This is a genomic window from Anaeromyxobacter diazotrophicus (genome assembly GCF_013340205.1).
GTDB lineage: Bacteria > Myxococcota > Myxococcia > Myxococcales > Anaeromyxobacteraceae > Anaeromyxobacter_A > Anaeromyxobacter_A diazotrophicus.
In genome coordinates, this window is record NZ_BJTG01000009.1 from 18166 (window position 1) to 40977 (window position 22812).

The 22812-nt window shown below is 74.6% G+C and carries 15 protein-coding genes; 11 read left to right on the forward strand and 4 right to left on the reverse strand.

What is annotated here, in order from left to right; all coding sequences use genetic code 11:
- Window positions 1–11 precede the first annotated feature (11 nt).
- The 3 genes from lysS to HWY08_RS17485 all read right to left on the reverse strand — a co-directional run bounded on the left by lysS (window position 12) and on the right by HWY08_RS17485 (window position 4361).
- The gene (gene lysS, locus HWY08_RS17475) at window positions 12–1553 is read right to left on the reverse strand and encodes a lysine--tRNA ligase (protein ID WP_176067603.1); all 1542 of its coding nucleotides are present in this window, start codon (window positions 1551–1553) and stop codon (window positions 12–14) included.
- A 93-nt stretch (window positions 1554–1646) separates the two neighbouring features.
- A complete protein-coding gene (locus HWY08_RS17480; RefSeq protein ID WP_176067605.1) occupies window positions 1647–3245 on the reverse strand; it encodes a glycoside hydrolase family 57 protein in 1599 nt (532 codons plus the stop codon).
- The gene (locus tag HWY08_RS17485; protein ID WP_176067607.1) at window positions 3246–4361 is read right to left on the reverse strand and encodes a DUF4912 domain-containing protein; all 1116 of its coding nucleotides are present in this window, start codon (window positions 4359–4361) and stop codon (window positions 3246–3248) included. It lies immediately after the preceding gene.
- Between the two features lie 288 nt (window positions 4362–4649).
- Between HWY08_RS17485 and HWY08_RS17490 the strand changes: the two genes are divergently transcribed.
- The 10 genes from HWY08_RS17490 (at window position 4650) to glnE (ending at window position 18327) form a co-directional block, all read left to right on the forward strand.
- Window positions 4650–6377 (forward strand): serine/threonine-protein kinase, encoded by a 1728-nt coding sequence (locus HWY08_RS17490; RefSeq protein WP_176067609.1) that lies wholly within the window; start codon window positions 4650–4652, stop codon window positions 6375–6377.
- A 43-nt stretch (window positions 6378–6420) separates the two neighbouring features.
- Window positions 6421–7911: a BamA/TamA family outer membrane protein gene (locus HWY08_RS17495; RefSeq protein ID WP_176067611.1), complete on the forward strand. Its 1491-nt coding sequence runs from the start codon at window positions 6421–6423 to the stop codon at window positions 7909–7911.
- A complete protein-coding gene (locus tag HWY08_RS17500) occupies window positions 7908–8561 on the forward strand; it encodes a hypothetical protein (RefSeq protein WP_176067613.1) in 654 nt (217 codons plus the stop codon). The genes HWY08_RS17495 and HWY08_RS17500 overlap by 4 nt, the downstream gene beginning before the upstream one ends.
- Window positions 8558–10084 carry a sensor histidine kinase gene (locus HWY08_RS17505; protein ID WP_176067615.1) on the forward strand — a complete coding sequence of 509 codons (1527 nt, stop codon included), beginning with the start codon at window positions 8558–8560 and terminating at the stop codon, window positions 10082–10084. Before HWY08_RS17500 ends, HWY08_RS17505 begins: the two co-directional genes overlap by 4 nt.
- A gap of 78 nt (window positions 10085–10162) precedes the next feature.
- Window positions 10163–10747 (forward strand): DUF4337 domain-containing protein, encoded by a 585-nt coding sequence (locus tag HWY08_RS17510; RefSeq protein WP_176067617.1) that lies wholly within the window; start codon window positions 10163–10165, stop codon window positions 10745–10747.
- 75 nt (window positions 10748–10822) lie between these two features.
- A complete protein-coding gene (locus HWY08_RS17515) occupies window positions 10823–11584 on the forward strand; it encodes an SDR family NAD(P)-dependent oxidoreductase (RefSeq protein ID WP_176067619.1) in 762 nt (253 codons plus the stop codon).
- A gap of 86 nt (window positions 11585–11670) precedes the next feature.
- The gene (locus HWY08_RS17520; protein WP_176067621.1) at window positions 11671–12480 is read left to right on the forward strand and encodes a metal-dependent hydrolase; all 810 of its coding nucleotides are present in this window, start codon (window positions 11671–11673) and stop codon (window positions 12478–12480) included.
- A gap of 32 nt (window positions 12481–12512) precedes the next feature.
- Window positions 12513–13922 carry a sigma-54-dependent transcriptional regulator gene (locus tag HWY08_RS17525; RefSeq protein WP_176067623.1) on the forward strand — a complete coding sequence of 470 codons (1410 nt, stop codon included), beginning with the start codon at window positions 12513–12515 and terminating at the stop codon, window positions 13920–13922.
- A gap of 159 nt (window positions 13923–14081) precedes the next feature.
- Window positions 14082–15284: a sensor histidine kinase gene (locus HWY08_RS17530; RefSeq protein ID WP_176067625.1), complete on the forward strand. Its 1203-nt coding sequence runs from the start codon at window positions 14082–14084 to the stop codon at window positions 15282–15284.
- Between the two features lie 13 nt (window positions 15285–15297).
- Window positions 15298–18327, forward strand: a complete 3030-nt coding sequence (glnE, locus tag HWY08_RS17535; protein WP_235969690.1) for a bifunctional [glutamate--ammonia ligase]-adenylyl-L-tyrosine phosphorylase/[glutamate--ammonia-ligase] adenylyltransferase — start codon at window positions 15298–15300, stop codon at window positions 18325–18327.
- Between the two features lie 145 nt (window positions 18328–18472).
- Here the strand turns inward: glnE and HWY08_RS17540 are convergent, their stop codons facing one another.
- Window positions 18473–20437 carry a potassium transporter Kup gene (locus tag HWY08_RS17540; RefSeq protein WP_176067629.1) on the reverse strand — a complete coding sequence of 655 codons (1965 nt, stop codon included), beginning with the start codon at window positions 20435–20437 and terminating at the stop codon, window positions 18473–18475.
- 281 nt (window positions 20438–20718) lie between these two features.
- On the opposite strand from HWY08_RS17540, the gene HWY08_RS17545 reads away from it, so the two are divergent.
- Window positions 20719–22749 (forward strand): APC family permease, encoded by a 2031-nt coding sequence (locus HWY08_RS17545; protein ID WP_176067631.1) that lies wholly within the window; start codon window positions 20719–20721, stop codon window positions 22747–22749.
- The last annotated feature ends 63 nt before the right edge of the window (window positions 22750–22812 follow it).

Consider the following 22812-nt stretch of genomic DNA (forward strand, 5'->3'; position numbering starts at 1 on the left):
GGCGCCCGCCCCTAGTCGCGGCTCTTGAGGAGGGGGAAGAGGATGACGTCGCGGATGGAGGCCGAGTCGGTGAGGAGCATGGCCAGGCGGTCGATGCCGATGCCCTCGCCGGCGGTGGGCGGCATGCCGTGCTCGAGGGCGCGCACGAAGTCCTCGTCGTACGGCATCGCCTCCTCGTCCCCGGCGGCCTTGGCCTTCATCTGCGCCTCGAAGCGGGCGCGCTGGTCCATGGGGTCGTTGAGCTCGCTGAAGGCGTTGGCGAGCTCCATCCCGCCCACGAACAGCTCGAACCGGTCCACCAGGCGCGGGTCGGCGTCGCGGCGCCGCGAGAGCGGGCTCGTCTCGAGCGGGAAGTCCACCACGAAGGCCGGGCGGTCCCTCGGCAGCTCGCGCTCGGCGAAGACCTCGAAGGCGATGGCGAGGATCTCGCCCGGCGAGCGGCGCGCGGCCTGCTCGAGCTTCCAGGCGCCCTCGGAGTCGTTCTCGCGGCTGGCGGCGCGCGCCACCGCCTCGGCGAGGCCGCGGCCGGCCAGCGCGTCGTCCGGCGACAGCCCCAGCGCGCGCGCGCCCTCCTCCAGCATCGAGACGCGCGGGTACGGCGGGGTGAGGTCGATGCGCTGCCCCTGGAACGAGATGATCGGCCCGCCGGTCACCTCCACCGCCAGCCGGTGGAAGAGCTCCTCGGTGAGGCGCATGAGGTCGAGGTGCGTGGCGTACGCCTGGTAGAACTCGATCGACGTGAACTCGGGGTTGTGGCGGCGGTCGATGCCCTCGTTGCGCCAGATGCGCCCGATCTCGTAGACGCGCTCCAGGCCGCCCACCACCAGGCGCTTGAGGTGCAGCTCGGTCGCGATGCGGAGCTTGAGGTCGAGGTCGAGCGCGTTGTGGTGCGTCTCGAACGGCCGCGCCGCCGCGCCGCCCGCCTCCTCCGGCTTGTGGAGGGTGGGCGTCTCGACCTCGAGGTAGCCGCGCTCGTCGAGGAAGCGGCGGATGGTCGAGACGATGCGGGCGCGCTTCACGAAGGTCTCGCGCACGCCGGGCGTGGCGACCAAGTCGACGTAGCGGCGGCGGTAGCGCTCCTCCACGTCGGAGAGGCCGTGCCACTTCTCGGGCAGCGGGCGGACCGCCTTGGTGAGGATGGTGAAGCGGTGCGCCTCGACCGTGAGCTCGCCGGTCTTGGTGCGGGTGGCCGGCCCCTCCGCCGCGACGAGGTCGCCCACGTCGAGCAGCTTGAAGACCTCGAAGCCCTGGTCGCCGACCTTGTCCTTCTTCACCCAGACCTGCAGCTCTCCCGAGCGGTCGCGCAGGCGCAGGAAGGCCGCCTTGCCGAAGCTGCGGACCGCCAGCACGCGGCCGGCGACGGACCAGCTGCCGGGGTCCTTCGCGATCTCCTCCGCCGGCTGGTCGCCGTAGCGCCGGAGGACGTCCTCCGCCAGGTGGGCCGGCGCGTGGCCGTTCCCGAAGGGGTTGACGCCGAGCTTCTTCAGCTCCTCGGCCTTGCGGACGCGCTGCGCGACGATCTCGCGCTCGGTGGAACCCAGCTCCTCTGCCATGGTCTCGGGCCTCGGCCCCCGGCAGAACCGGAGGAAATTCGGGGACGGGGAACGTAGCCCGCGCCCGGGGGGCGGTCAACGACGGCCTACCCCTCACGGAGCCCGGTACACCCGGTAGTCGATCTCCGGGAAGATGTTGTCCTTCCCCTCCACGTACCCGAGCCAGCTCGCGTCGAGCTGCCCGGAGCGGACCTGGTCGTGCAGCCGGTTGAACCGCAGCAGGTGCTCCTTGGTGCGGCGGATGGCGTACTCCACCATGGTCCCGGTCTTCATGATGAAGGCCCAGTCGGACGACTGCGCCAGCAGGAGCTCCCGGGCGGCCTGGTCGAGCGCGCGCCGGGTGAGCCCCTCCGCCTCCGGGTAGTCGCGGGCGAGCGCGATCATGCGCTCCGCGGCCTTGTGCAGGTGGCGGTAGATCCAGTCGTTCGAGCCGTCGAGCCACACCCCGGCGTAGCCGCCCGCGCCCCACGAGCAGAGCGGCGGCGTCGCCACCTGCTGCTCCGGGTTCTCGCGCAGGTACTCGCCGGGCGTGGCGAGCCGGAAGGTGCGCTGGTCGAAGGCGACCTTGCGGATGAGGAAGTCGATGAAGGTGGGGCCCTCGTGCCACCAGTGCCCGTACAGCTCCGCGTCGTACGGCGACACGACGATGGGGCGGGTGCCGCCCATCCGCGAGGAGAGGTGCTCGATCTGCCGCTCGCGGTTGAAGGTGAAGTTGCCGGCGTGCACCGCCGCCCGTTCGCGCGCCCGCGCCGGGTCGTAGGGCTGCTTGTGCGCAGTCTTGCCGGTGATGCGGAAGTACTTGATGCCGACGTTCTTCCGCTGCCCGGTCGGCTGCACGTACTCCTTCACGTAGTCGAAGTCGAGGTCCCAGCCGACGTCGCGGTAGAACTCGCGGTAGTCGGGGTCGCCCGGGTAGCCCGACTCGGCGCTCCACACCTGCATCGACGACTCCGGGTCGCGCGCGAACGCGGCCGGGCCGGACGGCGTGTAGATGGGCGCGTAGACGCCGTAGCGCGGTCGCGGGGTGGCGTCGGTGACGCCGTGGGTGTCGACGAAGAAGAAGCGGATGTTCTGCTCCGCCAGCAGCCGGTCGAGGCCGGGGTAGTAGCCGCACTCCGGGAGCCAGATCCCGGCCGGATCGCGCCCGAAGTGGCGGCGGTGGTGCGCCACCGCCACCGCGAGCTGGGCCCGCACCGCCTCCGGGTACATCTGCATCAGCGGCAGGAAGCCGTGGGTCGCGCCGCAGGTGCAGAGCTCGAGCCGGCCGGCGTCCTCCAGCCGGCGGAAGGCGCCCACCAGGTCCCGGTGGTAGCGCTCCTGGAACATCCCCGAGAGCTCGCGGAACTCGCGCTGGTAGTGGAGCGCGAGCGGGTGGAAGGTCGGGTCGCCGCGGGTGCGGTGGACCTCCTTGTCGGCGAGCTCGCACAGCTTCTCCATCCGCCGCGCGTAGCGCGTCATGAGCAGTTCGTCGCGCAGCATGGCGACGAGCGGCGGCGACATGGTGAGCGAGACGCGGAAGGGGATCCCCTCGTCCGTGGCGCGGTCGAAGACGCGCAGGAGCGGGAGGTAGGTCTCGGTGATCGCCTCGTACAGCCAGTCCTCCTCCAGGAAGTCCTCATACTCCGGGTGACGTACGAAGGGGAGGTGGGCGTGCAGGTGGAGCGAGAGGTAGCCGAGGACGTCGTGGGCCATCTAGGGGCCCTCCCCGCCGCCGTTCCCCCACGGCGAAGCCGGTGACGAGGGCGGCGCGGACGGCGAGGAGGCGGGCGAGAAGGGCCGCCCGCCCATGCCGCCCGCGCTCCCGCCCCAGACGCGGCCGGCGAACCGCGACCAGTCCGACAGCCGCCCCAGCTGCTGGCGGACGTCCTCCGGGAACGGCCCCCCCGCGCGCGGCTCGCGGAGCGGCCGCTGCAGGGGCTCGCTCCACAGGATGCGCATGAACCGGTCGTCGATGATGGGCGAGGGGCCGACCGTCGGCAGCATCATCTCGTTCGAGGCGCGCGGGACGAGCCGGTCCCGGCCCTGCCGGTCGACGAGGTGGATCTCGGCCCGGTAGACGCGCCCGGGCTCGAGGTCGTGGAGGTAGTAGCTGCGCGACTCGAGCGCGAAGTCGACCACCCGCACCCGCGTCCACCCGCCCTCCGGCTCGCGCGCGAAGAGCCAGAGCTGGGGCCGTCCGCCGTCGAGCCCCTCCCAGGCGGCGCGGAGCGTGTCCTGGGCGTGGTCCCAGTAGAGGAACAGCGTCTTCGGGTCGCGCGGCAGCGCGATGAGCGCGTCGTCCCCGTAGCCGCCCGGCAGCTCGCCCAGGTCCTCGCGGTAGGGCGCGGCGGCGGCGCGCCGCGCGCCGGCGGCCCTCGGCGCCCGCGCTGGCGGCTCCTGCTCGAGCGTGCGCTCGGTGAGCGGGTGCGGGGCGCCGTGGGCCGCGTCCTCCCCCGCGACCCGCGCCACCATGAACCCCTCGGGATCGGGCTCCGGGGTGCGCGCGGCCGCCGGCGCAGGCGGCCGCCGGGTGGGCCGCTCGCGCGCGCGCTCCGCCGGCGGCTTGCGCGAGGCGGCCTTGGCCCGGGCGGGGGCGCGCTTCGGCTCGCGCACCGCCTCGACCGCCCGGCTGGTCGCGCGCACGGCCCGGCTCGTCGCCTCCTTGAGCTTCCCGGCAGCCCTCCCGGCGGCGCCCGCGACCCTCTTCTCCGCGGCCTGCAGCGCCTCGATGAGCTCGCTCTTCGTCTTGAGCTTCGAGTGCCCGCGGCCGAGCGCCTTGCGGGCCAGGTCCCGGAGGGCCTGCACCGTCATGTTCTTGAGTTCTGCCATGGCTTTCTCATGGTTGAAGCAGCCGCGCTCTGGAGCGTCAAGGGACTAAGGAGGGCGCGCGCGCCGGCGCGCTCCGGGTTGGCCCGGGGCGAATTCTGCTAAGCTTGGAGATCGCGAAGTGCGGGGGAAGATCGCGTGGTTCCGACCCAGGCCGACGACGGACCGCCTTGCGCGCTCTGCGGGGGCGACCACCCCCGGGCGGCGTGCCCCTCGGCCGCGCGACCCGTCGCGCATACGCTCGGGCTCGACGAGCCCCTGCCGGTCGTACCCGATCCGCTCCTCGGCACGATGGTCGGGAGCTTCCGGGTCCAGCGCCTGCTCGGCCGCGGGGGCATGGGGACCGTGTACCTCGCCGAGCACCCGGTCATCGGCAGCAAGGTGGCCATCAAGTTCCTGCACGAGTCGATGTGCGCCAACCCCGAGCTGGTGGGGCGGTTCTACGACGAGGCGCGCGCCGTGAACCTCATCGGGCACGAGAACATCGTCGCCATCTTCGATCTCGCGCTGCTGCCGCCCTCCCGCTACTACATCATCATGGAGTACCTGGATGGTGCGCCCTTCTCGGCGCTCCTCCGGGCGAGCCGCGTCGATCCGGCCATCTCGCTCGACGTCCTCCTGCAGCTGGCCGACGCGCTCCGGGCCGCCCACGACCGCGGGGTGGTCCACCGCGACCTCAAGCCCGAGAACGTGTTCCTCGTCCGCCGCCGCGGGCGCGCGCACTTCGTGAAGCTGATGGACTTCGGCATCGCCAAGCTGGCCGACCGCCAGACCGGCGCCCGGACCGCGGCCGGCGTCATCGTGGGCACGCCCGAGTACATGGCCCCCGAGCAGTGCGAGAACGGGCGCATCGACCGGCGCACCGACGTGTACGCGCTGGGCATGATGGCCTACGAGGCGGCCACCGGGCGGCTGCCCTTCACGGGCCAAGGCATCCCCCACATCTTGCTCGCGCAGCTCCGGCAGCTGCCGAGGCCTCCGCGCGAGGTGGACCCGACCATCTCGCCGGCGCTCGAGGCCGTCATCCTGAAGGCGCTCCAGAAGGACCCCGCCGACCGGTTCCAGGACATGGCGGCGTTCGCGGCCGCGCTGGAGGAGGTGCGCCGCGGCCCCGAGCGCGCCGCGGCGCGCCCACCCGGAGCGCCCGCGGCTCGGGCCCTCGCGCCCCAGCTGGACGTCGCCGGCCCCGGCGGCTACCACCGCCGGCTGCGCCCCTCCGAGGCGGCGCGCGGGGGGTTGTTCTTCCCCGAGGAAGGCACGCTGCCGCCGCTCTTCTCCCGGCTGGCCGTGGACGTCCCGGCCGCCGGGGGCCGCCCGGTGCGGGTCGAGGGCGAGGTGGTGCGCCACGTGTCGGCCGCCGAGGCCGCGAGGTGGCAGATGCAGCCCGGGTTCGCGCTCCAGCTCGGCGCCCTCCCCGGCGACGCCCAGGCCGCGGTCGACGCCCTGGCGGCGCAGCTCGCCTCGCGCCCCGCGCTGACGCCGCAGCCGACCGAGGTGCCCGCCCCCCTCGCCCTCGACGCCATCGCGAAGCGCGCCGCCGGCGGGCCGTACGAGCTCCTCGGCGCGCGCCCCGAGGACGGCTTCCCGGAGATCCGCGAGCGCGCCCGCGCCGTGCGGCGCCAGCTCGAGGCGCTGCAGCAGAACCTGACCTCGGGCACGCGGGCCACCCGCGTCCCGATCCTCCTCGCCCAGGTCGACGCCGCCGCGGCGCTCCTCGGCTCGCCGGGCGAGCGGCTCATGCTGGACGCCCGGCGCGGCAACTTCCACGGGGTGGCGCACTGCGTGACGGCCGGCACCCCCCCGCCGGTGCTGGAGGCGCGGCGCCAGGCGATGCTCTCGGAGGACCCGCGCCGGGCGGACGAGGCGCAGCGGCACCTGGCCCGGGCCCGGGTGGCGGAGAAGCTCGGGAACGTCGCCGCGGCGCTGGCCGAGTACGAGGCCGCCCTGCGCAGCGACCCCCTCGACCTCGAGCTGCACCGGCCGTACTGGGACCTCCGGCGGCGCCTCGAGCCGCGGTAGCCTTTCCTTTCCCCGCCGCGCCGCTCGCGTACAATCCCCGGTGGTGCCCTCCGCCGCGCTCGCCGTGCTGGCCCTCTCGCTCGCCGCCGCCGCGGAGGGCGTCGCCCCGCCGCCGGCCGCCGCCCCTGGCCCCGCGCCCGTCTCCCCCACCGCGCCGGCCAGCGCCCCCCGTCCCCCTCCCCTCTCCGGGGAAGAGGGCCAGGGAGAGGGGGCCGCCCCCGCGGGCCCGCTCGCGTCCCGCCGGTACGTGGTCGAGCAGATCCGGTTCGAGGGCCTCACCCGCACCCGCCCCTCCGAGGTCCGGCGCCACCTCTCGATCGCCGAGGGCGAGCTCCTCGACGACCAGGCGGTGCTGCTGTCGCGGCTGCGGCTCCTCCAGCTCGGGTGGTTCTCGCGCGTCGAGACGCGCGTCGAGCGGGGCCGCGAGCGCGGGCTGGTGACGCTGGTCTTCGACTTCACCGAGCGCAACACGCTCATGATCACGGACTTCGTGCTCGGCTCGACCGGGCCCCAGCCGCTCTACGGCGGCCTGGGCGTGTCGCAGGGCAACTTCCTCGGGCTGGGGCTCGCGCTGGGCGGCGCCTTCGTCTACGGCGGGACCCCCGCCGATCAGCCGCTCGCGCCGGCCCGCTTCGCGCTCCGCGGGTCGTTCTTCGACCCCGATCTCGACCTCGGCGGGCTGCCGCTCGTGTTCGGGGTCTCGGCGCTCGCGCTGCACGGCGAGGAGCTCGCCTGCGGCGATCCCGAGTGCAGCGCCTACCAGGGGCGTTACGGGTCCGCGCCGCGGCTGCGCTACGACCGGCTCGGCGGCGAGCTCACCTTCGGCCTGCGGCCCGGCCCGTTCGAGCGGCTGCTGGCGGGTTACCGGGTGGAGCGCGTCGGGTCCTCGCGGCTGTCGGGCGCGGGCGGCGACCCCATCAGCCTCGCCCCGTACACCGCCGCCGCGCTCGCCCACCCGGGCCGGTCCTGGGTCTCGGCCCTCACCGCCACCTACGACCGCGACACGCGCAACGACCTCTTCTTCCCCACCGACGGCTCGCGCCTGGCGGTGAACATCGTCCTCGGGACCGAGGCCCTCGGCGGCGACTACGAGTACAGCCGCTACCTCATCCAGCTCGAGAGCGACCACGCGCTGCCGCGCGGGCACGGGCTGCGCCTCCTCGCCGCCGCCGGCGCGGTGCAGGGCGACGCGCCCTTCTTCGACCGCTTCTACGCCGCCGACTTCGCCTACTTCTCCATCGGCCCGGCCCTCGGGCGGGCGCTCGAGCTCAACTTCTCCACCGACGCGCGCTACGACGCCTACCTCGCCCTCGCCGGCGCCGAGTACGGCGTGCCGCTGTGGGGGGACGGCGCCTTCTTCCACCGGGGCTACCTGGCCCTGGGCGGCCGCTGGGTCTACACCGCGGCGCGGGCGCGGGCGGGGCGCACGCGCGCCTCGAGCACCCCGTTCTCGGGCGACGTGGCGCTCCGGCTCGACACCCCGGTCGGCAGCTTCAACGTCTCGCTCGGCTACGCGCTCGACAACTTCCTGTGAAGCTCGCCCGCCCCTCGCTCGCGCTCCTCGCCGCCCTCGCCGCCGCCGCGGCCGGCGCCCACGACGCGCCGCGCTCGCTGCCGACCGCGCTCGCCGCGGAGGGGGGGCGGCTGGTCGCCACCGTCGACCTCGGGGCCGCCTACCCACCGGACCTCCGCAAGCGGCTCTCGAGCGGTCTCACCAACGTCATCGCGCTGCACGCGGCGCTCCTGCCCGAGCCGGGCGGCGATCCGGCTGCGCTCTTCGGGCGCACCGTCGACGTGCTCTACGACGTCTGGGAGGAGCGCTGGACCGCCACCGTGAGGGACCCCTCCGCGCCGCAGGGACGGACGCGGACCTTCCAGCGCTGGGAGGACCTCCGCGCCTTCCTGCGCGAGGCGCGCGGGCTCGACCTGGGCCCCGCCGCCGAGCTCGGCGCCGGGAGATGGGTGGTGCAGACGCGCCTCGAGCTCAACCCCGTGTCGAAGGAGCTGCTCGACCGGACCCGCGAGTTCATCGCCAACCCGGCCGCCGCCGGGCGCAGCGGGGCCCCGTCGCGCAGCGTCCTCGGCGCCATGGCGAGCTACCTGCTGCGCGGGGCCGATCCCGGCTCCGACGTCCACCTCTTCCGCTCGGCACCCTTCACCGCGCAGGACGTGAGGCCGCGGTGAGGCTCGCCCGCCTGCGCCCGTCGCGCTTCGAGCTCAAGATCGCCGCCGCGCTGGTGCTGGCGGCGCTGGTGCCGCTCGGCGCCGCGCTCTGGCTCGCCCGCACCCTGACCGCCGAGAACCTCGCGCTGGCGCTCAACCCCCGGGTGGTGGCGCGGCTCGAGGCGACGCCGGCCCTGTACGGCGACCTCTTCCAGGCGCGCAAGCAGCTCTACGCCGAGCAGGCGCGCGAGGTGCTGCGGCGGCTGCCCGGCGACCCGGCGCGGCTCCGCGCGTACCTCGCCGCCGCGGTGGCGCGCACCCCGCGCCTCCGGCGCGCCGCGGTGCTCGACGCGAGCGGCGCGGTGCTCGCCGAGGCGGAGGCGACCGGGCCCAACCCCGACGGCGAGTGGCGCCCCGCGCCGGCCCGGGTGGCGGTGCCCGACCCGGAGCGGCTGCGCCTGCCCCCGGGGGCGACGCTCGAGTGCACCTTCGCGGTCGAGGCGCGCTTCTTCGCCGACCTGTCGGAGGCGCGCGACCTGGGCGAGGTGTACCACTCGGCCGACGCGCTCCGCGCCGACATCCAGCGCAGCTACGTGCGCGCCTTCGCCGCGCTGCTCGGGGCCTGGGCCCTGGCGGCCGGGCTCGCCGGGGCGCTGCTGGCGCGGCGCACCACCCGCCGCCTCTCGGAGCTGCTGCGGGCGGTGAGCGACCTGGCCCGGGGGGACCTCTCGGTCCAGGTCGACCCGGGCCGGGCGCACGACGAGGTGGCCTCGCTGGCGCGCGCGTTCAACCGCATGGTGCGCGAGGTGCGGGAGAGCCGCGATCGCCTGGTGTACCTCGAGAAGATCTCCGGCTGGCAGGAGGTGGCGCGCCGGCTCGCCCACGAGATCAAGAACCCGCTCACGCCCATCCAGCTCGCCTTCCAGCAGCTCGAGGCCGCATACGCCGCCAGCGACGCCCGGACGCCCAAGTTCACCCGGCTGCTGGCGGACGCGGGCGACATCGTGCGCGAGGAGGTCGGCACGCTGCAGCGGCTGGTGCAGGAGTTCTCGGACTTCGCCAAGCTGCCGGAGGTGCGCACCGAGCCGGCCGAGCTGGGCGCCTTCGTGGAGGAGTTCGTGCGCACGAGCCCGCAGCTCGCGGCCGAGGCGGAGCTGCTGGTGGCGCGCGGCGGCGACTGCCCGGTCGCGCTCGACCGGGCGCTCATGCGGCGGGTGCTCACGAACCTGGTCCGGAACGCCGTCGAGGCCTCGCGCCCGGAGCGGGCGCGGGTGCACCTCGGCGTGGCGCGCACCCGCGACCGCGCCGTGCTCACGGTGGCGGACGAGGGTCCCGGCATCCCGGAGGAGGTGCGCGTCCGGATCTTCGACCCTTACTTCACCACGCGTCACGAGGGCACCGGCCTCGGGCTCGCCATCGTGAAGAAGATCGTGCTCCAGCACGGCGGCGAGATCGCCGCCGGGGCGCACCCCGGCGGCGGCGCCTCCTTCGCCATCGCCCTCCCGCTGGCCGGCCCGCCCCCCGCCCCGCCCGCGTCCACCTGACGCCCGTGTCGCAGGCGCTCGCACCTCCCGCGGGCCCGCCGGCCGTGCTATGAGCCGCGCCCTTCCGAGGAGGACGCCATGGCTGAAGCCGCCCGCAAGACCGACGCCGCGACCGCCCCGACCCCGGCCCCGGCCGCGGTCCCCGCCCACAAGGACCGCTGGACGCAGTGGGTGGCGCTCACCACCACCGTGCTGGCCGTCTGCGCCGCCATCAGCGCGCTCAAGGGCGGCGGCTACTCGACCCGCGTGCAGCTCTCGACGACCCAGGAGGCGAACCTCTGGTCGTACTTCCAGTCGAAGAGCATCAAGCAGCACGCCGTCGAGCTCCACCGGGACGACCTCGAGCTGGCGCGCCTCGAGGCGCGCACCCCCGAGGCCCAGCGCCTCGCCGGCGAGCGCCTCGAGCGCGCCCGCGCCGACGCCGCCCGCTACGACCGCGAGAAGAACGAGATCAAGGCGCAGGCCGAGGCGGTGCAGCGGAGCGAGGACGGCCTGAAGCGCCACGGCGCCGCGTTCGGCCTGGCGGTGATGCTGCTCCAGATCGCCATCATGCTGTCCTCGATCGGCGCGCTGATGAAGAAGCCGCTCATGTGGGCGATGGGGCTCGCGTTCGGGGCGGTCGGGCTCGTGTACATGGCGAACGGGTTCCTGCTGTTCTTCTGAAGGCGGGCGCCGGAGACGAGGGGCCCTGACTTTCGCCGTGGCCTCCCGCGGCGCGCGCGTTTAGGATCGCGGGCCATGGCCCTCCCCCTCCACGACAGAGTCGCCTTCGTCACCGGCGCCACCTCCGGCTTCGGCCGCGCCATCGCCGAGCGCTTCGCGAAGGACGGCGCGCGCGTCGTCGTCACCGGCCGCCGCGCCGACCGGCTCCAGGAGCTCGCGCGCGCGCTCGGCGAGCGCGCCCACGCGGTCGTCCTCGACGTGCGGGATCGCCGCGCGGTCGAGGCCGCCGTGGCGGGGCTGCCCGGCCCCTTCGCGGAGGTGGACGTGCTCGTCAACAACGCCGGCCTGGCGCTCGGGCTCGAGCCCGCGCAGCGCGCCTCGCTCGACGAGTGGGACACGATGATCGACACGAACTGCCGCGGGCTCGTCACCTGCACCCGCGCCCTCCTGCCCGGGATGGTGGCGCGCCGGCGCGGGCACGTCGTCAACATCGGGTCGGTCGCCGCGAGCTACCCCTACCCCGGCGGCAACGTCTACGGCGCCACCAAGGCCTTCGTGCACCAGTTCTCGCAGAACCTGAAGGCCGACCTGCTCGGCACCGGGCTGCGCGTCACCGTGCTCGAGCCGGGCATGGCCGACACCGAGTTCTCGCTGGTCCGCCTCAAGGACCAGGGCAAGGCGAAGGCCGTCTACCAGGGGATGCAGCCGCTCACCGCCGAGGACGTCGCCGAGACCGTCGCCTGGTGCGTCACCCGGCCGCCGCACTTCAACGTCAACGTGGTCGAGATGATGCCCACCGACCAGGCGTTCAGCGCCTTCTCCGTCCACCGGAAGTAGCCGGCCCCCGCGGCGGGCGACCCCACCGGGCGTGGCGGGACGCCGCAGGGCGGCGCATCCATGCGGCCACGTTCACTGGAGGACTCATGAGGCGTTCCCTCGCAGCGCTGTTCGTGATGTGCGCCGTCCCGCTCGCCGCCGCCGCGCAGGGCGCCCCCGCCGGGAAGACGCAGGTCACCTGGTACGGCCACGCCGCCTTCGTGGTGAAGACGCCGAAGGGGACGGTGCTCGCCATCGACCCGTGGTTCTCGAACCCGTCGAACAAGGACGGCAAGGTCGCGCCTCCCGAGAAGGTCGACTTCATCCTCGTGACGCACGGTCACGCGGACCACGTCGGCGACGCGGTGGCGCTGGCGCAGAAGACCAAGGCCAAGTTCGTGGGCGCCTTCGAGCTGGCCCAGGCGCTCGCCGGCGCCGGGTACCCGGCCGACCAGGCGACGACGGCCACCGCCGGCAACATGGGCGGGACGATCGATCTCACCGACGAGGTGTCGGTCACGCTCGTCCCGGCGGTCCACAGCTCCGGGTTCAAGGCCGGGAACGAGGGCGCCGCGCAGTACGCCGGGAACCCGGTCGGCTTCATGATCCACGTGAAGGGCGGGCCGACCATCTACCACACCGGCGACACCGCCCCCGTCTCCGACATCCAGTACCCGGCGAAGCGCTGGGCGCCCGTCGACCTCATGCTGGCCTGCATCGGCGGCCACTTCACCATGGACCCCACCGGCGCCGCGCTCATGGCGAGCTGGGTCAACCCGAAGCAGCTCGTGCCCATGCACTTCGGCACCTTCCCGCTCCTCAAGGGCACGCCCGCCGAGCTGCAGCAGGCGCTGCAGCAGCGCGGCGTGAAGACGAAGATGGTCGAGATGAAGGTCGGGGAGACGCGCGCGTTCTGAAGCCGGCGGGCGAGATCCCGTATATTCCGGGGATGGACCCGGCCCGCCCCACCCTCCTCGTCGTCGACGACGAGAAGAACATCCGCCGCACGCTGCGCATGGTCCTCGAGCCCGAGGGCTACGCGGTGGCCGAGGCGGAGACCGCCGAGGAGGCGCTCCAGCTCCTCGAGGCGGAGCCGGTGGACCTCGGCATCTTCGACGTCCGGCTCCCCGGGATGGACGGGCTGGCGCTCCTGTCGCGGGCGCGCGAGCTGTGGCGCGACCTGCCCGTCATCGTGATCAGCGGCCACGCCGAGACCCCCGACGTCGTCGAGGCCATGCGCCGCGGCGCGCTCGACTTCTTCTCCAAGCCGGTGGACCGCGACCGGGTGCTGGTGAGCGTGAAGAACGCGCTGGCGCGCCGCTCGCTCGAGGAGCGGGTGAAGGACCTCTCCGCCCGCGAGCGGCGCTTCGGCGACGAGATGCTGGGCGACAGCCCCGCCCTGCGGCGGCTGCGCGAGGACATCGCCAAGGTCGCGCCGACCAACGGACGCGTGCTCATCCTGGGGGAGTCCGGGACCGGCAAGGAGCTCATCGCGCACGAGATCCACCGTCAGTCGAAGCGGGCCGCCGGCCCCTTCGTCAAGGTGAACTGCGCCGCCATCCCCTCGGAGCTCATCGAGAGCGAGCTCTTCGGGCACGAGAAGGGCAGCTTCTCCGGCGCCGCCGCCCGGCGCCGCGGCCAGTTCGAGGTGGCGCACGGCGGCACGCTCTTCCTGGACGAGATCGGGGACATGAGCGCCTCGGCCCAGGCCAAGGTGCTGCGGGCGCTGCAGACCGGCGAGGTGACGCGGGTCGGCTCGGAGCGCGCCTTCACCGTCGACGTGCGCGTCCTCGCGGCGACCAACAAGGACCTCGAGGCCGAGGTGCGGGAGGGGACCTTCCGCGAGGACCTCTTCTTCCGGCTCAACGTCGTGCCGCTCCGCGCGCCGCCGCTGCGCGACCGGCTGGAGGACGTGCCGGCGCTCGCCGAGCGCTTCCTGCAGCTCGCCATGCGCGAGAACGGCATGCGCCCGAAGCCCATCGACCCCGCCGTCTACGAGCGCCTGGCGCGCCACCGGTGGCCGGGGAACGTCCGCGAGCTGCGCAACGTGTGCGAGCGGATGGCCATCATGAGCGGCGACCGCGTCACCCCGGCCGACGTCCCGGAGGTGGCCGCGGCGCGCCCGGCGCCGCCGCCCGGCGAGGGCGCCGACCTCTCGCGGTACGGCGAGGTGCCGCTCAAGGAGCTCCGGGACCTGGTCGAGCGCGACTACATCCTGAAGAAGCTCGAGGAGCACGACTGGAACATCACCCAGGCCGCGCAGGCGCTGGGGGTCGAGCGCACCAACCTCCACAAGAAGATCAGGCAACACGGGCTCTCCCGCGCCGGCCGGTCCCCTCCCGAGGACGAGCCGGAGTGACGCGGCCGGGCCGCCAGCACGGGCCCGCGACGAATCGCCCCGTCGAGTGAACGGGTGGGGGCGCCGCGGCCCCACCGCGGCGCGCCAGGCCGGGGGCCGACCCGGGGCCCGCCCCGACCCGTCGCGGCGCGCGCCCGACTCCTCTAGCATCGCCGGCCCGTGGCCCCTTACACCACCGAGGCGACCTCTCCGGAGCGGCGCGGGTTCATGCTGCTCCTGGGCGCCACGAACGCGGTCCTGCTGGTCCTGGACGTCCTCCGCGGGCCGCCCGAGCTCGGGCTGCTCCTCGCCGGCCGCCTGCTGCTCATGGCGGTGCTCCTCGGCGCCCCGCTCGCGCTCGGCCGGGCCAGCGGCGCGGCCGCGGGCGCGGTGGCCACGGTGGGTGGCGTCGTCGCCGCCGCCGGCTTCGCGGCCGTGGCGCGCGCGACCGGGGGCGGCGCGGGGCCGTACCTGGTGGTGCTCCCCATCCTGCCGATCGTGTACCTGCTGGCGGTCCCCGACGTGCCCTGGGCGGCGCTGTCGACCGGCCTCCTGGGCGGGACCCTCGCCATCGCCATCGTGTGGTCGGAGGGGGCGCGCGGGGCGCGGCTCGCCACGGCCGTGGCGCTGAACGCGTTCGGGACGGCATACGCCACCGCGGGCGCGGCGCTCAACCGCCACCTGCGGCGGCGCGAGGCGGCGGCGCGCGAGGAGCTGGGCCGCAGCGAGGCGCGCCGGGTCCAGGCGGAGCGGATGACCTTGCTCGGGCGGGTGGTGGCGGGCGTGGCGCACGCCTTCAACAACCCGCTGGCGGCGCTCTCGGCCGACCTGCGCTGGCTCGAGCGCGTCGCCCGGGGCGCCCCCGAACCCGACGCGGCCGAGGTGGACGAGGTGGCCGGGGATGCCCGGAGCGCGCTCGAGCGCCTGCGCCGCATCGTCCTCGACCTGGGCGCGCTGGCGCGCGAGGGGCGCGGCGCCCGCGAGGCGCTCGAGCTGGCCGAGCTGGTCGCGCACGCGGCGCGGCTGGCCGCGCTGCGCGGCGTGGCGGCCGACGCCGCCGCCGTCCCTGCGGGGCTGCGGGTCCTCGGCGAGCGCGACTCGCTGGTCCAGGCGCTGGCCGGGGTCCTCATCTCGTGCTCGGAGGGCGGCGCCCGGGGCGGCGCGGCGCTGCGCCTGTCCGCCGCGGCCCGGGACGGCGCCCTCGAGCTGCGCATCGACGGCGCGGGGCGCGGCGTGCTGCTCCACGACGACGTCCTCCTGGTGGTCGCGCGCGAGCGCCTCTCCTCGCTCGGCGGCGGCCTGGAGGCCCGGCGCGACGAGGGCGGCGAGGGGATCGTGGTGCACCTCCCGCCGGCCGCGGCGGAACCGCCCCCGGCCCGCTGATAGGATGGGGCGGATGAACGCCCCCGCGCCCGTCCCCCCGGTCGAGCCCGCGCCCTTCCGCGCCGAGGCGGCCGCCCGCGAGCGGCTGGCGCGCCTCGCCGCCCGCGCCACCCCCGCCACGCTCGAGCGCCTCACGGCGCTGTGCGCGCGCGCCGCCGACCCGGACCTGGCGCTGGCCGGCGTCGAGCGCTACGCCGACGCCGCCGGGGCGCTGCCGGACGCGCCGGCGCTGCTCGAGGCGCTCGTGCTCGTCTGCGGGGCGTCGCGGATGGTGGCGAGCCTGCTCGCGCGCGAGCCCGCCCTGCTCCGGCGCGCGGCCGGCTCACGCCGGCTCGACGCCCCGCGCGGCGAGGACGAGCTCCGGCGCCTGCTGGCGCGCGCCGCGGCCCGGCTCGACCCGGACGACGTCCCGGGGCTGCACCGGCTGCTCCGGCGCGTCCGCACCCGCGAGGTGGTCCGGATCGCGCTGCGCGACCTCCGCCGCGCGCGCATGAGCGAGGTGACCGGCGAGCTGTCGGCGCTCGCCACCGCCTGCCTGGACGCCGCCATCCGGTTCCACGACCGGCGGCTCCGCGCGCGCCACGGCGCCCCGGAGGGCCTCGAGGACCGCGAGCCCGGCGCCGGCTTCTGCGCCCTCGCCATGGGGAAGCTCGGCGCCCGCGAGCTCAACTTCTCCTCCGACGTGGACGTCATCTACGTCTACGGCCCGGACGGCACCACCGCGGGGGGCGTCACCCACTTCGCCCACTACGCGAAGCTCGCCGAGCTCGTCACCGAGGCGCTCGCCAAGCCCACCGACGACGGGTTCGTGTTCCGGGTCGACCTGAACCTGCGGCCGGACGGCCGCAGCGGCCCCATCGTGAACAGCGTCCGCGCCGCCGAGCTCTACTACCAGTCGTTCGGGCGGTCGTGGGAGCGGAACGCGCTCGTCAAGGCGCGGCCCGCCGCCGGCGACGTGGCGGTGGGGGAGGAGCTGCTCCGGTGGCTCGAGCCGTTCGTCTGGCGCCGCTCGCTCGACCTCGAGATCGTGGCCGAGATCCAGGCCATGAAGGCGCGCATCGACGCGCGCGCCGGCGCCGAGGGGCGCGACAACCTCAAGCTCGGCAAGGGCGGGATCCGCGAGGTCGAGTTCTTCGTCTCGGCGCTCCAGCTGCTCCACGGCGGGAAGTCGCGCGAGCTGCGCGAGCGGGCGGTGCTGCCCGCCCTCGACCGGCTGCTCTTCGCCGGGGTGGTGCCCGCGCGGGAGCGCGACGCGCTGGCGGACGCGTACCTCTTCCTGCGCCGCGCCGAGCACCGGGTGCAGATGGAGGACGGGCGGCAGACGCACGCCCTGCCCCCGCCCGAGGAGCGGGCGTGGCTGGCGCGGGCGATGGGGTACTCCAGCCTGCAGCGGTTCGAGGAGCAGCTGGCGGCGCACCGCGAGCGGGTGGCCGCGCTGTTCGCGGACGTGCTCGGGCGCGGCGCGGAGGAGGTGAAGCTCGACCCCGAGCTCTCGCTCCTCGCCGACCCGACCGTGCCCGACGAGCGCCGGGTCGAGATCGCGCTCCGCCGCGGGCTCTCCGACCCCGACCGCGCCCTGGCCGCGCTCGACGCCCTGGGCCGCCGCCGCACCCCATTCGCCCACTCGGGCGATCCGGTCGCCGCCGTCGCGCTCCTGCAGGAGGCGCTCGCGACGCCCGACCCCGACCAGGCGCTGGGCTTCCTGGCCGACTTCGCCGCCGCCCTCCCCAACGCCGAGCCCTACTTCCGGCTCCTTTCGCAGAACCACCGGGTGGCGCGGCTGCTCCTGTCGCTGTTCGGCACCTCCGACTTCCTCTCCAAGCGCTTCCTGCGCCACCCCGAGCTGCTCGACGCGCTCCTGCGCGAGGACTCGGTGGTGCTGGCGAAGGGGCGGGACGCCTTCCAGCTCGAGCTCGAGGCGCGGCTCGCGCCGCTGGCGCGCCCGGCCGAGGGCCTCGACCAGAGCCTCGAGGACCAGCTGGGCGAGCTGCGCCGCTACAAGAACGAGGAGGTCCTGCGCATCGCGGTGCACGACATCGCCGGCGCCCTCCCGCTGGCCGGGGTGGCGGCCCAGCTCTCCGACCTGGCCGAGGTGTCGCTCGAGCGGTGCCTCGCGCTCGCCGAGCAGGAGGCGCGCGAGAAGGGGCGGCTGCCGCAGCACCGCCTGTGCGTCATCGCCATGGGGAAGCTGGGCGGGCGCGAGCTCGGCTACCACTCCGACCTCGACCTCGTCTTCCTCTACCGCTCGCCCCCGGGCGACGAGGCGGCGCCGCACTCCTCGCACGGCGACTACGCGCGGCTGGCCCAGCGGCTCATGTCGTTCCTGCAGATGCCCCTGCGCGAGGGCTTCCTGTGGAAGATCGACACCCGGCTCCGCCCCTCCGGCAACCAGGGGGCGCTCGTCACCAGCGCGGCTGGCTTCGCCCGGTACCACGTCGGCGGCGAGGGCGTGGCGCCGGTGCGCAGCCAGCTCTGGGAGCGGCAGGCGCTGCTCCGGGCGCGCTTCGTCGCCGGCGACGCGGCGCTGTTCGAGGAGGTGCAGGCCCGGGTGCTCGTGCCGGCGCTGTGGAGCCGCCCCGCCGACCCGGCCCAGCTCGCCCACGAGATCCGGCGCATGCGCGAGCGGATCGAGGCCGAGATCGGGAAGGAGGCGGAGCGCGGCCCGAACCCGAAGTCCGGCCGCGGCGGCCTCATCGACGTGGAGTTCGCCGCCCAGTTCCTCCAGCTCGCGCACGGCCACGCCCACCCGTCGGTGCGGACGCCCTCGACCCCGGTCGCGCTGCGGCGCCTGCGCGAGGCGGGCCTCCTCGCCGACGCCGAGCACCAGGCGCTCGCCAGCGGCTACGAGTTCCTGCGCCGGCTCGACCTCCGCCTCCGCATCGTCCACGACTACACGGTGGACCACCTGCCGCAGGGCCGCGGGCTCGTCCAGCTGGCGCGCCGGCTCGGCTACTACGGCGAGGACCCCTCCGCCCGCTTCCAGGCCGAGTACCGCCGGGTCACGGCCGAGGTGCGCGCCGCCTTCGACGAGGTGGTGCGGTAGCTCGGGAGGGTGGGGCCCACCGCAGGTGGGGAGGGGCGAAGCCCCTCTCAGGCGGGGCAGGCGCGCGCAGCGCGCCGCAGGGTCCCGCCGAGCAGGGGTGGGGCCCCGGCCAGCTTTGCTGGACGGGGCGGGGGCGCAGCCCCCGCTACAACTGTATCTGCCCGCCCATCTCGACGACGCGGTTCGGCGGCAGGCCGAAGAAGGCGCTGGCGGTGATGGAGTTGCGGGCCATGATGATGAAGAGGCGCTTGCGCCAGTGCGGCAGGCGCGACGGGCCGGTGGGGAGCAGCGTGTCCCGGCCGAGGTAGTAGGTCGTCTCCATCGTGGTGTCGCGCAGCGGCGGCCCGGGGATGGAGGACGGCGGGAGGGCGGCCAGCATCGCGGGGACGCGCGGCGTCTGCATGAACCCGTAGCGCGCCACCACCTGCACGAACCCGGCGCGGAGCACGCGCACGGTGGCGCGCGCCTGGGACGGCACCGTCGGGATGTCCTCGGTCAGGATGGAGACGAGCAGCACGCGCTCGTGCAGCACCTTGTTGTGCTTGAGGTGGTGCAACAGGACCGGCGGGACCGATCCCAGGTTGGAGGTCATGAAGACGGCGGTGCCCGGCACGCGGTGCGGCCCGCGGCGCTCGAGGTCGTCGAGGAACAGCTCGAGCGGCAGCCCCGCCTCGCGGAGCTGCTCGGAGAGCGCGCTCCGGCCGCGCTTCCAGGTGGACATGAGCGTGAAGACCAGCGCCGCCGCCGCCAGCGGGAACCAGCCGCCCTCCTCGATCTTGACCAGGTTGGAGGCGAAGAAGGCGAGGTCCACCGTCAGGAACACCGCCGTGAGCGGCCACGCCACCCGGCGGCGCCAATGCCAGAGGTCGCGCATCACCCGGTGAAAGAGGAGCGTGGTGATGGCCATGGTGCCGGTCACCGCGATGCCGTAGGCGGAGGCGAGCGCGGAGGAGGAGCGGAAGCCCAGGACGAGCGCCAGGCACGCCACCGCCAGGGCCCCGTTCACCTCCGGCACGTAGATCTGGCCGAACTCGGTGCGCGAGGTGTGGCGGATGGTGAAGCGCGGCGAGTAGCCGAGCTGCACCGCCTGGTTCGAGAGGGAGAAGGCCCCGGAGATGAGCGCCTGCGACGCGACGATGGCCGCAGCCGCCGCGACGGCGATCATGGGGTAGAGCGCCCACTCCGGCACGAGCAGGTAGAACGGGTTGCGGGCCGCCGTCGGGTCGCGGAGCAGCAGCGCGCCCTGGCCGAAGTAGTTGAGGACCAGCGCCGGCATCGCCACGCACAGCCAGGCGGTGCGGATGGGCTTCGCCCCGAAGTGGCCCATGTCGGCGTAGAGCGCCTCGCCGCCGGTGATGACGAGCACCACCCCGCCCAGCACCAGGAACCCGTGGGTGCGGTGCTCGACCAGGAAGCGCAGCGCGTGGTGCGGCGAGACGGCGGCGAGCACGCCCAGGTCGCCGGCCACGGCGCGCGCGCCGAGGAGGGCGATGGCCACCAGCCACAGCAGCATGATGGGCCCGAAGACCAGCCCCACCGTGGCGGTGCCGCGCCGCTGGAACGCGAACAGCCCGACCAGGATCGCGACCGTGAGCGGCACGACCAGGTGCTCGAGGGTGGGCGCGGCGACGGCGAGGCCCTCCACCGCCGACAGCACGCTGATGGCCGGCGTGATGACCCCGTCGCCGTAGAGGAGCGCCGCGCCGAAGAGGCCGAGCAGGAGCAGCACCTGGCGGCCGCGCCGCGTGGTCTCGCGCTGCCCGACGAGGGCCATGAGCGCCAGGATCCCGCCCTCCCCCCGGTTGTCGGCCCGCATCACGAACGTGAGGTACTTGAACGTGACGACGAACGTCATCGCCCAGAACACGAGCGAGAGGACGCCGAGCACGTTGGCGGGCGTCGGCGGGACCCCGTGGGGGCCGGTGAAGCACTCCTTGAGCGCGTACAGCGGGCTCGTGCCGATGTCGCCGAAGACGACGCCCAGGGCGGTGAGCGACAGCAAGGCGAGGGCGCGCCCGCGCGGCGAGTGCGGCGGCAGCGGGTGGGTGCCGGTCTGGCCCTGGGGGACGAGCGCGGGCGAGGGCGCGGGGGAGGTGTCGGGACGAGCCATTCGAGCGAGCCGCCGGGAGCCTAAGCGCGATGGCCGTTCGCGTCGAGGACCGCGTGCTCGCGCTGGCAGGTAGGCGTGGCCGGGGAGCGAGCACCCGCCTGCTCGAAGTCCTGGCATCGCCGACCCACCTGGGCTAAGAGTCCGCCCGCGCCGGCGGGGGGACCCGCCGTGTTCGCTGCTGTCCGGCTCGAGAAGGCAGAACGTACGCTCGGAGCGCGCAGGCACGACGCTTGCGACGGGCGCGCGCCGTGTCCGGCGCGACGTCCAGGACAGGAGACCGCTTGGATCCCCACGGCAAGGGCAGCCCTCCGCTCGCGACGCCCCCTCCCGCGCCGCGCGTGTCGCGCCTGCGGCGGGTGCTGCTCGGCGCGCCCCGCAACGTCCAGGATCCGAACGTCTACCACTCCATCTCGCTGGTGGCGTTCCTGGCCTGGGTCGGCCTCGGGGCCGACGGGCTCTCCTCCTCCGCCTACGGTCCCGACGAGGCGTTCCGGGCGCTGGGCGAGCACCACGAGCTGGCGGTGGCGCTGGCGCTCGCGACCGCGCTCACCGTCATCGTCATCTCGGTCGCGTACTCGCAGATCATCAAGCGCTTCCCCTTCGGCGGCGGCGGCTACGTGGTGGCGAGCCGGCTGCTGGGGGCGCGCTGGGGCGTGGTCTCCGGCTCGGCCCTGCTGGTCGACTACATCCTCACCATCTCGGTGTCGATCGCGAGCGGCGCCGACCAGGTCTTCTCGGTCCTGCCCCCCGGCTGGGCGCAGTCCAAGCTCCTCGTCGAGGCGGTGGTCATCGGCCTCCTGGTGCTGCTCAACCTGCGGGGCGTGAAGGAGTCGGTGACCGTCCTCACGCCCATCTTCCTCGTGTTCCTGCTCACCCACATCTTCCTCATCGTGGGGGGCGTGGCCGGGCACGCGGTGGAGCTGCCGCGCGTGACGGCCGAGGTGCACCAGGGGTTCTCGAGCGGCCTCGCCACCCTCGGGCTGGCCGGGATGTTCGGCATCTTCGTCCGCGCCTACTCGATGGGCGCCGGCACGTACACCGGCATCGAGGCGGTCTCGAACGGGCTCCAGATCATGCGCGAGCCGAAGGTGGAGACCGCCCGGCGGACGATGGTCTACATGTCCGTCTCGCTGGCGCTGACCGCCGGCGGGATCCTCCTGCTCTACATGCTGTTCCACGTGGTGCCGGAGGGCGACAAGACGATGAACGCCCTGCTGCTGGAGAGGTTCGCCGGCGGCTTCCGGCCGGGCGGGCTCCCCGTCGGCACCGGGTACGTGTGGGTCACGCTGGGCGCGGAGGCCGCGCTGCTGTTCGTGGCGGCGCAGGCCGGCTTCATCGACGGGCCGCGCGTCATGGCGAACATGGCGCACGACTCCTGGCTGCCGCACCGCTTCGGCCAGCTCTCCGACCGCCTCACCATGCAGGACGGCGTGCTGCTCATGGGCGGCGCCTCCATCGCCACGCTCCTCTACACGCACGGCAACATCACCGCGCTCGTGACGATGTACTCCATCAACGTCTTCGTCACCTTCTCGCTCTCGCAGATCGCGATGCTGCGCTACTGGCTGGAGCGCCGCCGCGAGGGCGGGTTCAAGCGGGGCGCGGTCGTCCACGGGGCGGCCCTCCTGCTCTGCCTCGCCATCCTCGCCGGCACCGTCTACGAGAAGTTCGGCCAGGGCGGCTGGATCACGCTGGCGGTGACCGGCGTCGTGATCGCGCTCTGCTTCACGATCCGCCGCCACTACCGGCGCGTGCAGGACAACCTGAAGCGGCTCGACGAGATCATGAACGCCCTGCCTGCCCACCCGGTCGGCGAGCACCGGAAGCTCGACCCCAAGCTCCCCACCGCCGTGCTGCTCGTGGGCGCCTACTCCGGGCTCGGCATCCACCAGCTCCTCACCATCCAGCGGCTCTTCCCCTCCCACTACAAGAACTTCGTGTTCCTGTCGGTGGGCGTCATCGACTCCGCCACCATGAAGGGCGTGGAGGAGGTGGAGGCCATCCGCGCCCAGACCGAGCAGAGCCTGCGGCGCTACGTCGACCTGGCGCGGCGGCTCGGGCTCGCCGCGGACTACCGGATGGCGATCGGCACCGAGGCGGTGGCCGAGGCCGAGCGCCTCTGCCTCGAGGTCGGGCGGGAGTTCTCGCGCGCCATCTTCTTCGCCGGGAAGCTCGTCTTCGAGCAGGAGCGCTGGTACCAGCGGCTCCTCCACAACGAGACCGCCTACCAGCTCCAGCGGCGCCTCCAGTTCGCCGGGCTGAACGCCATGGTGCTCCCGGTGCGGGTGATGGAGCCGGCGCGCGCGGCGTGAGGCGCCCCCCGCGGCCGCGCTCCGGGCGCCCGGCCGCCGTTGAATCGTCCGTCCGGTTGCGGC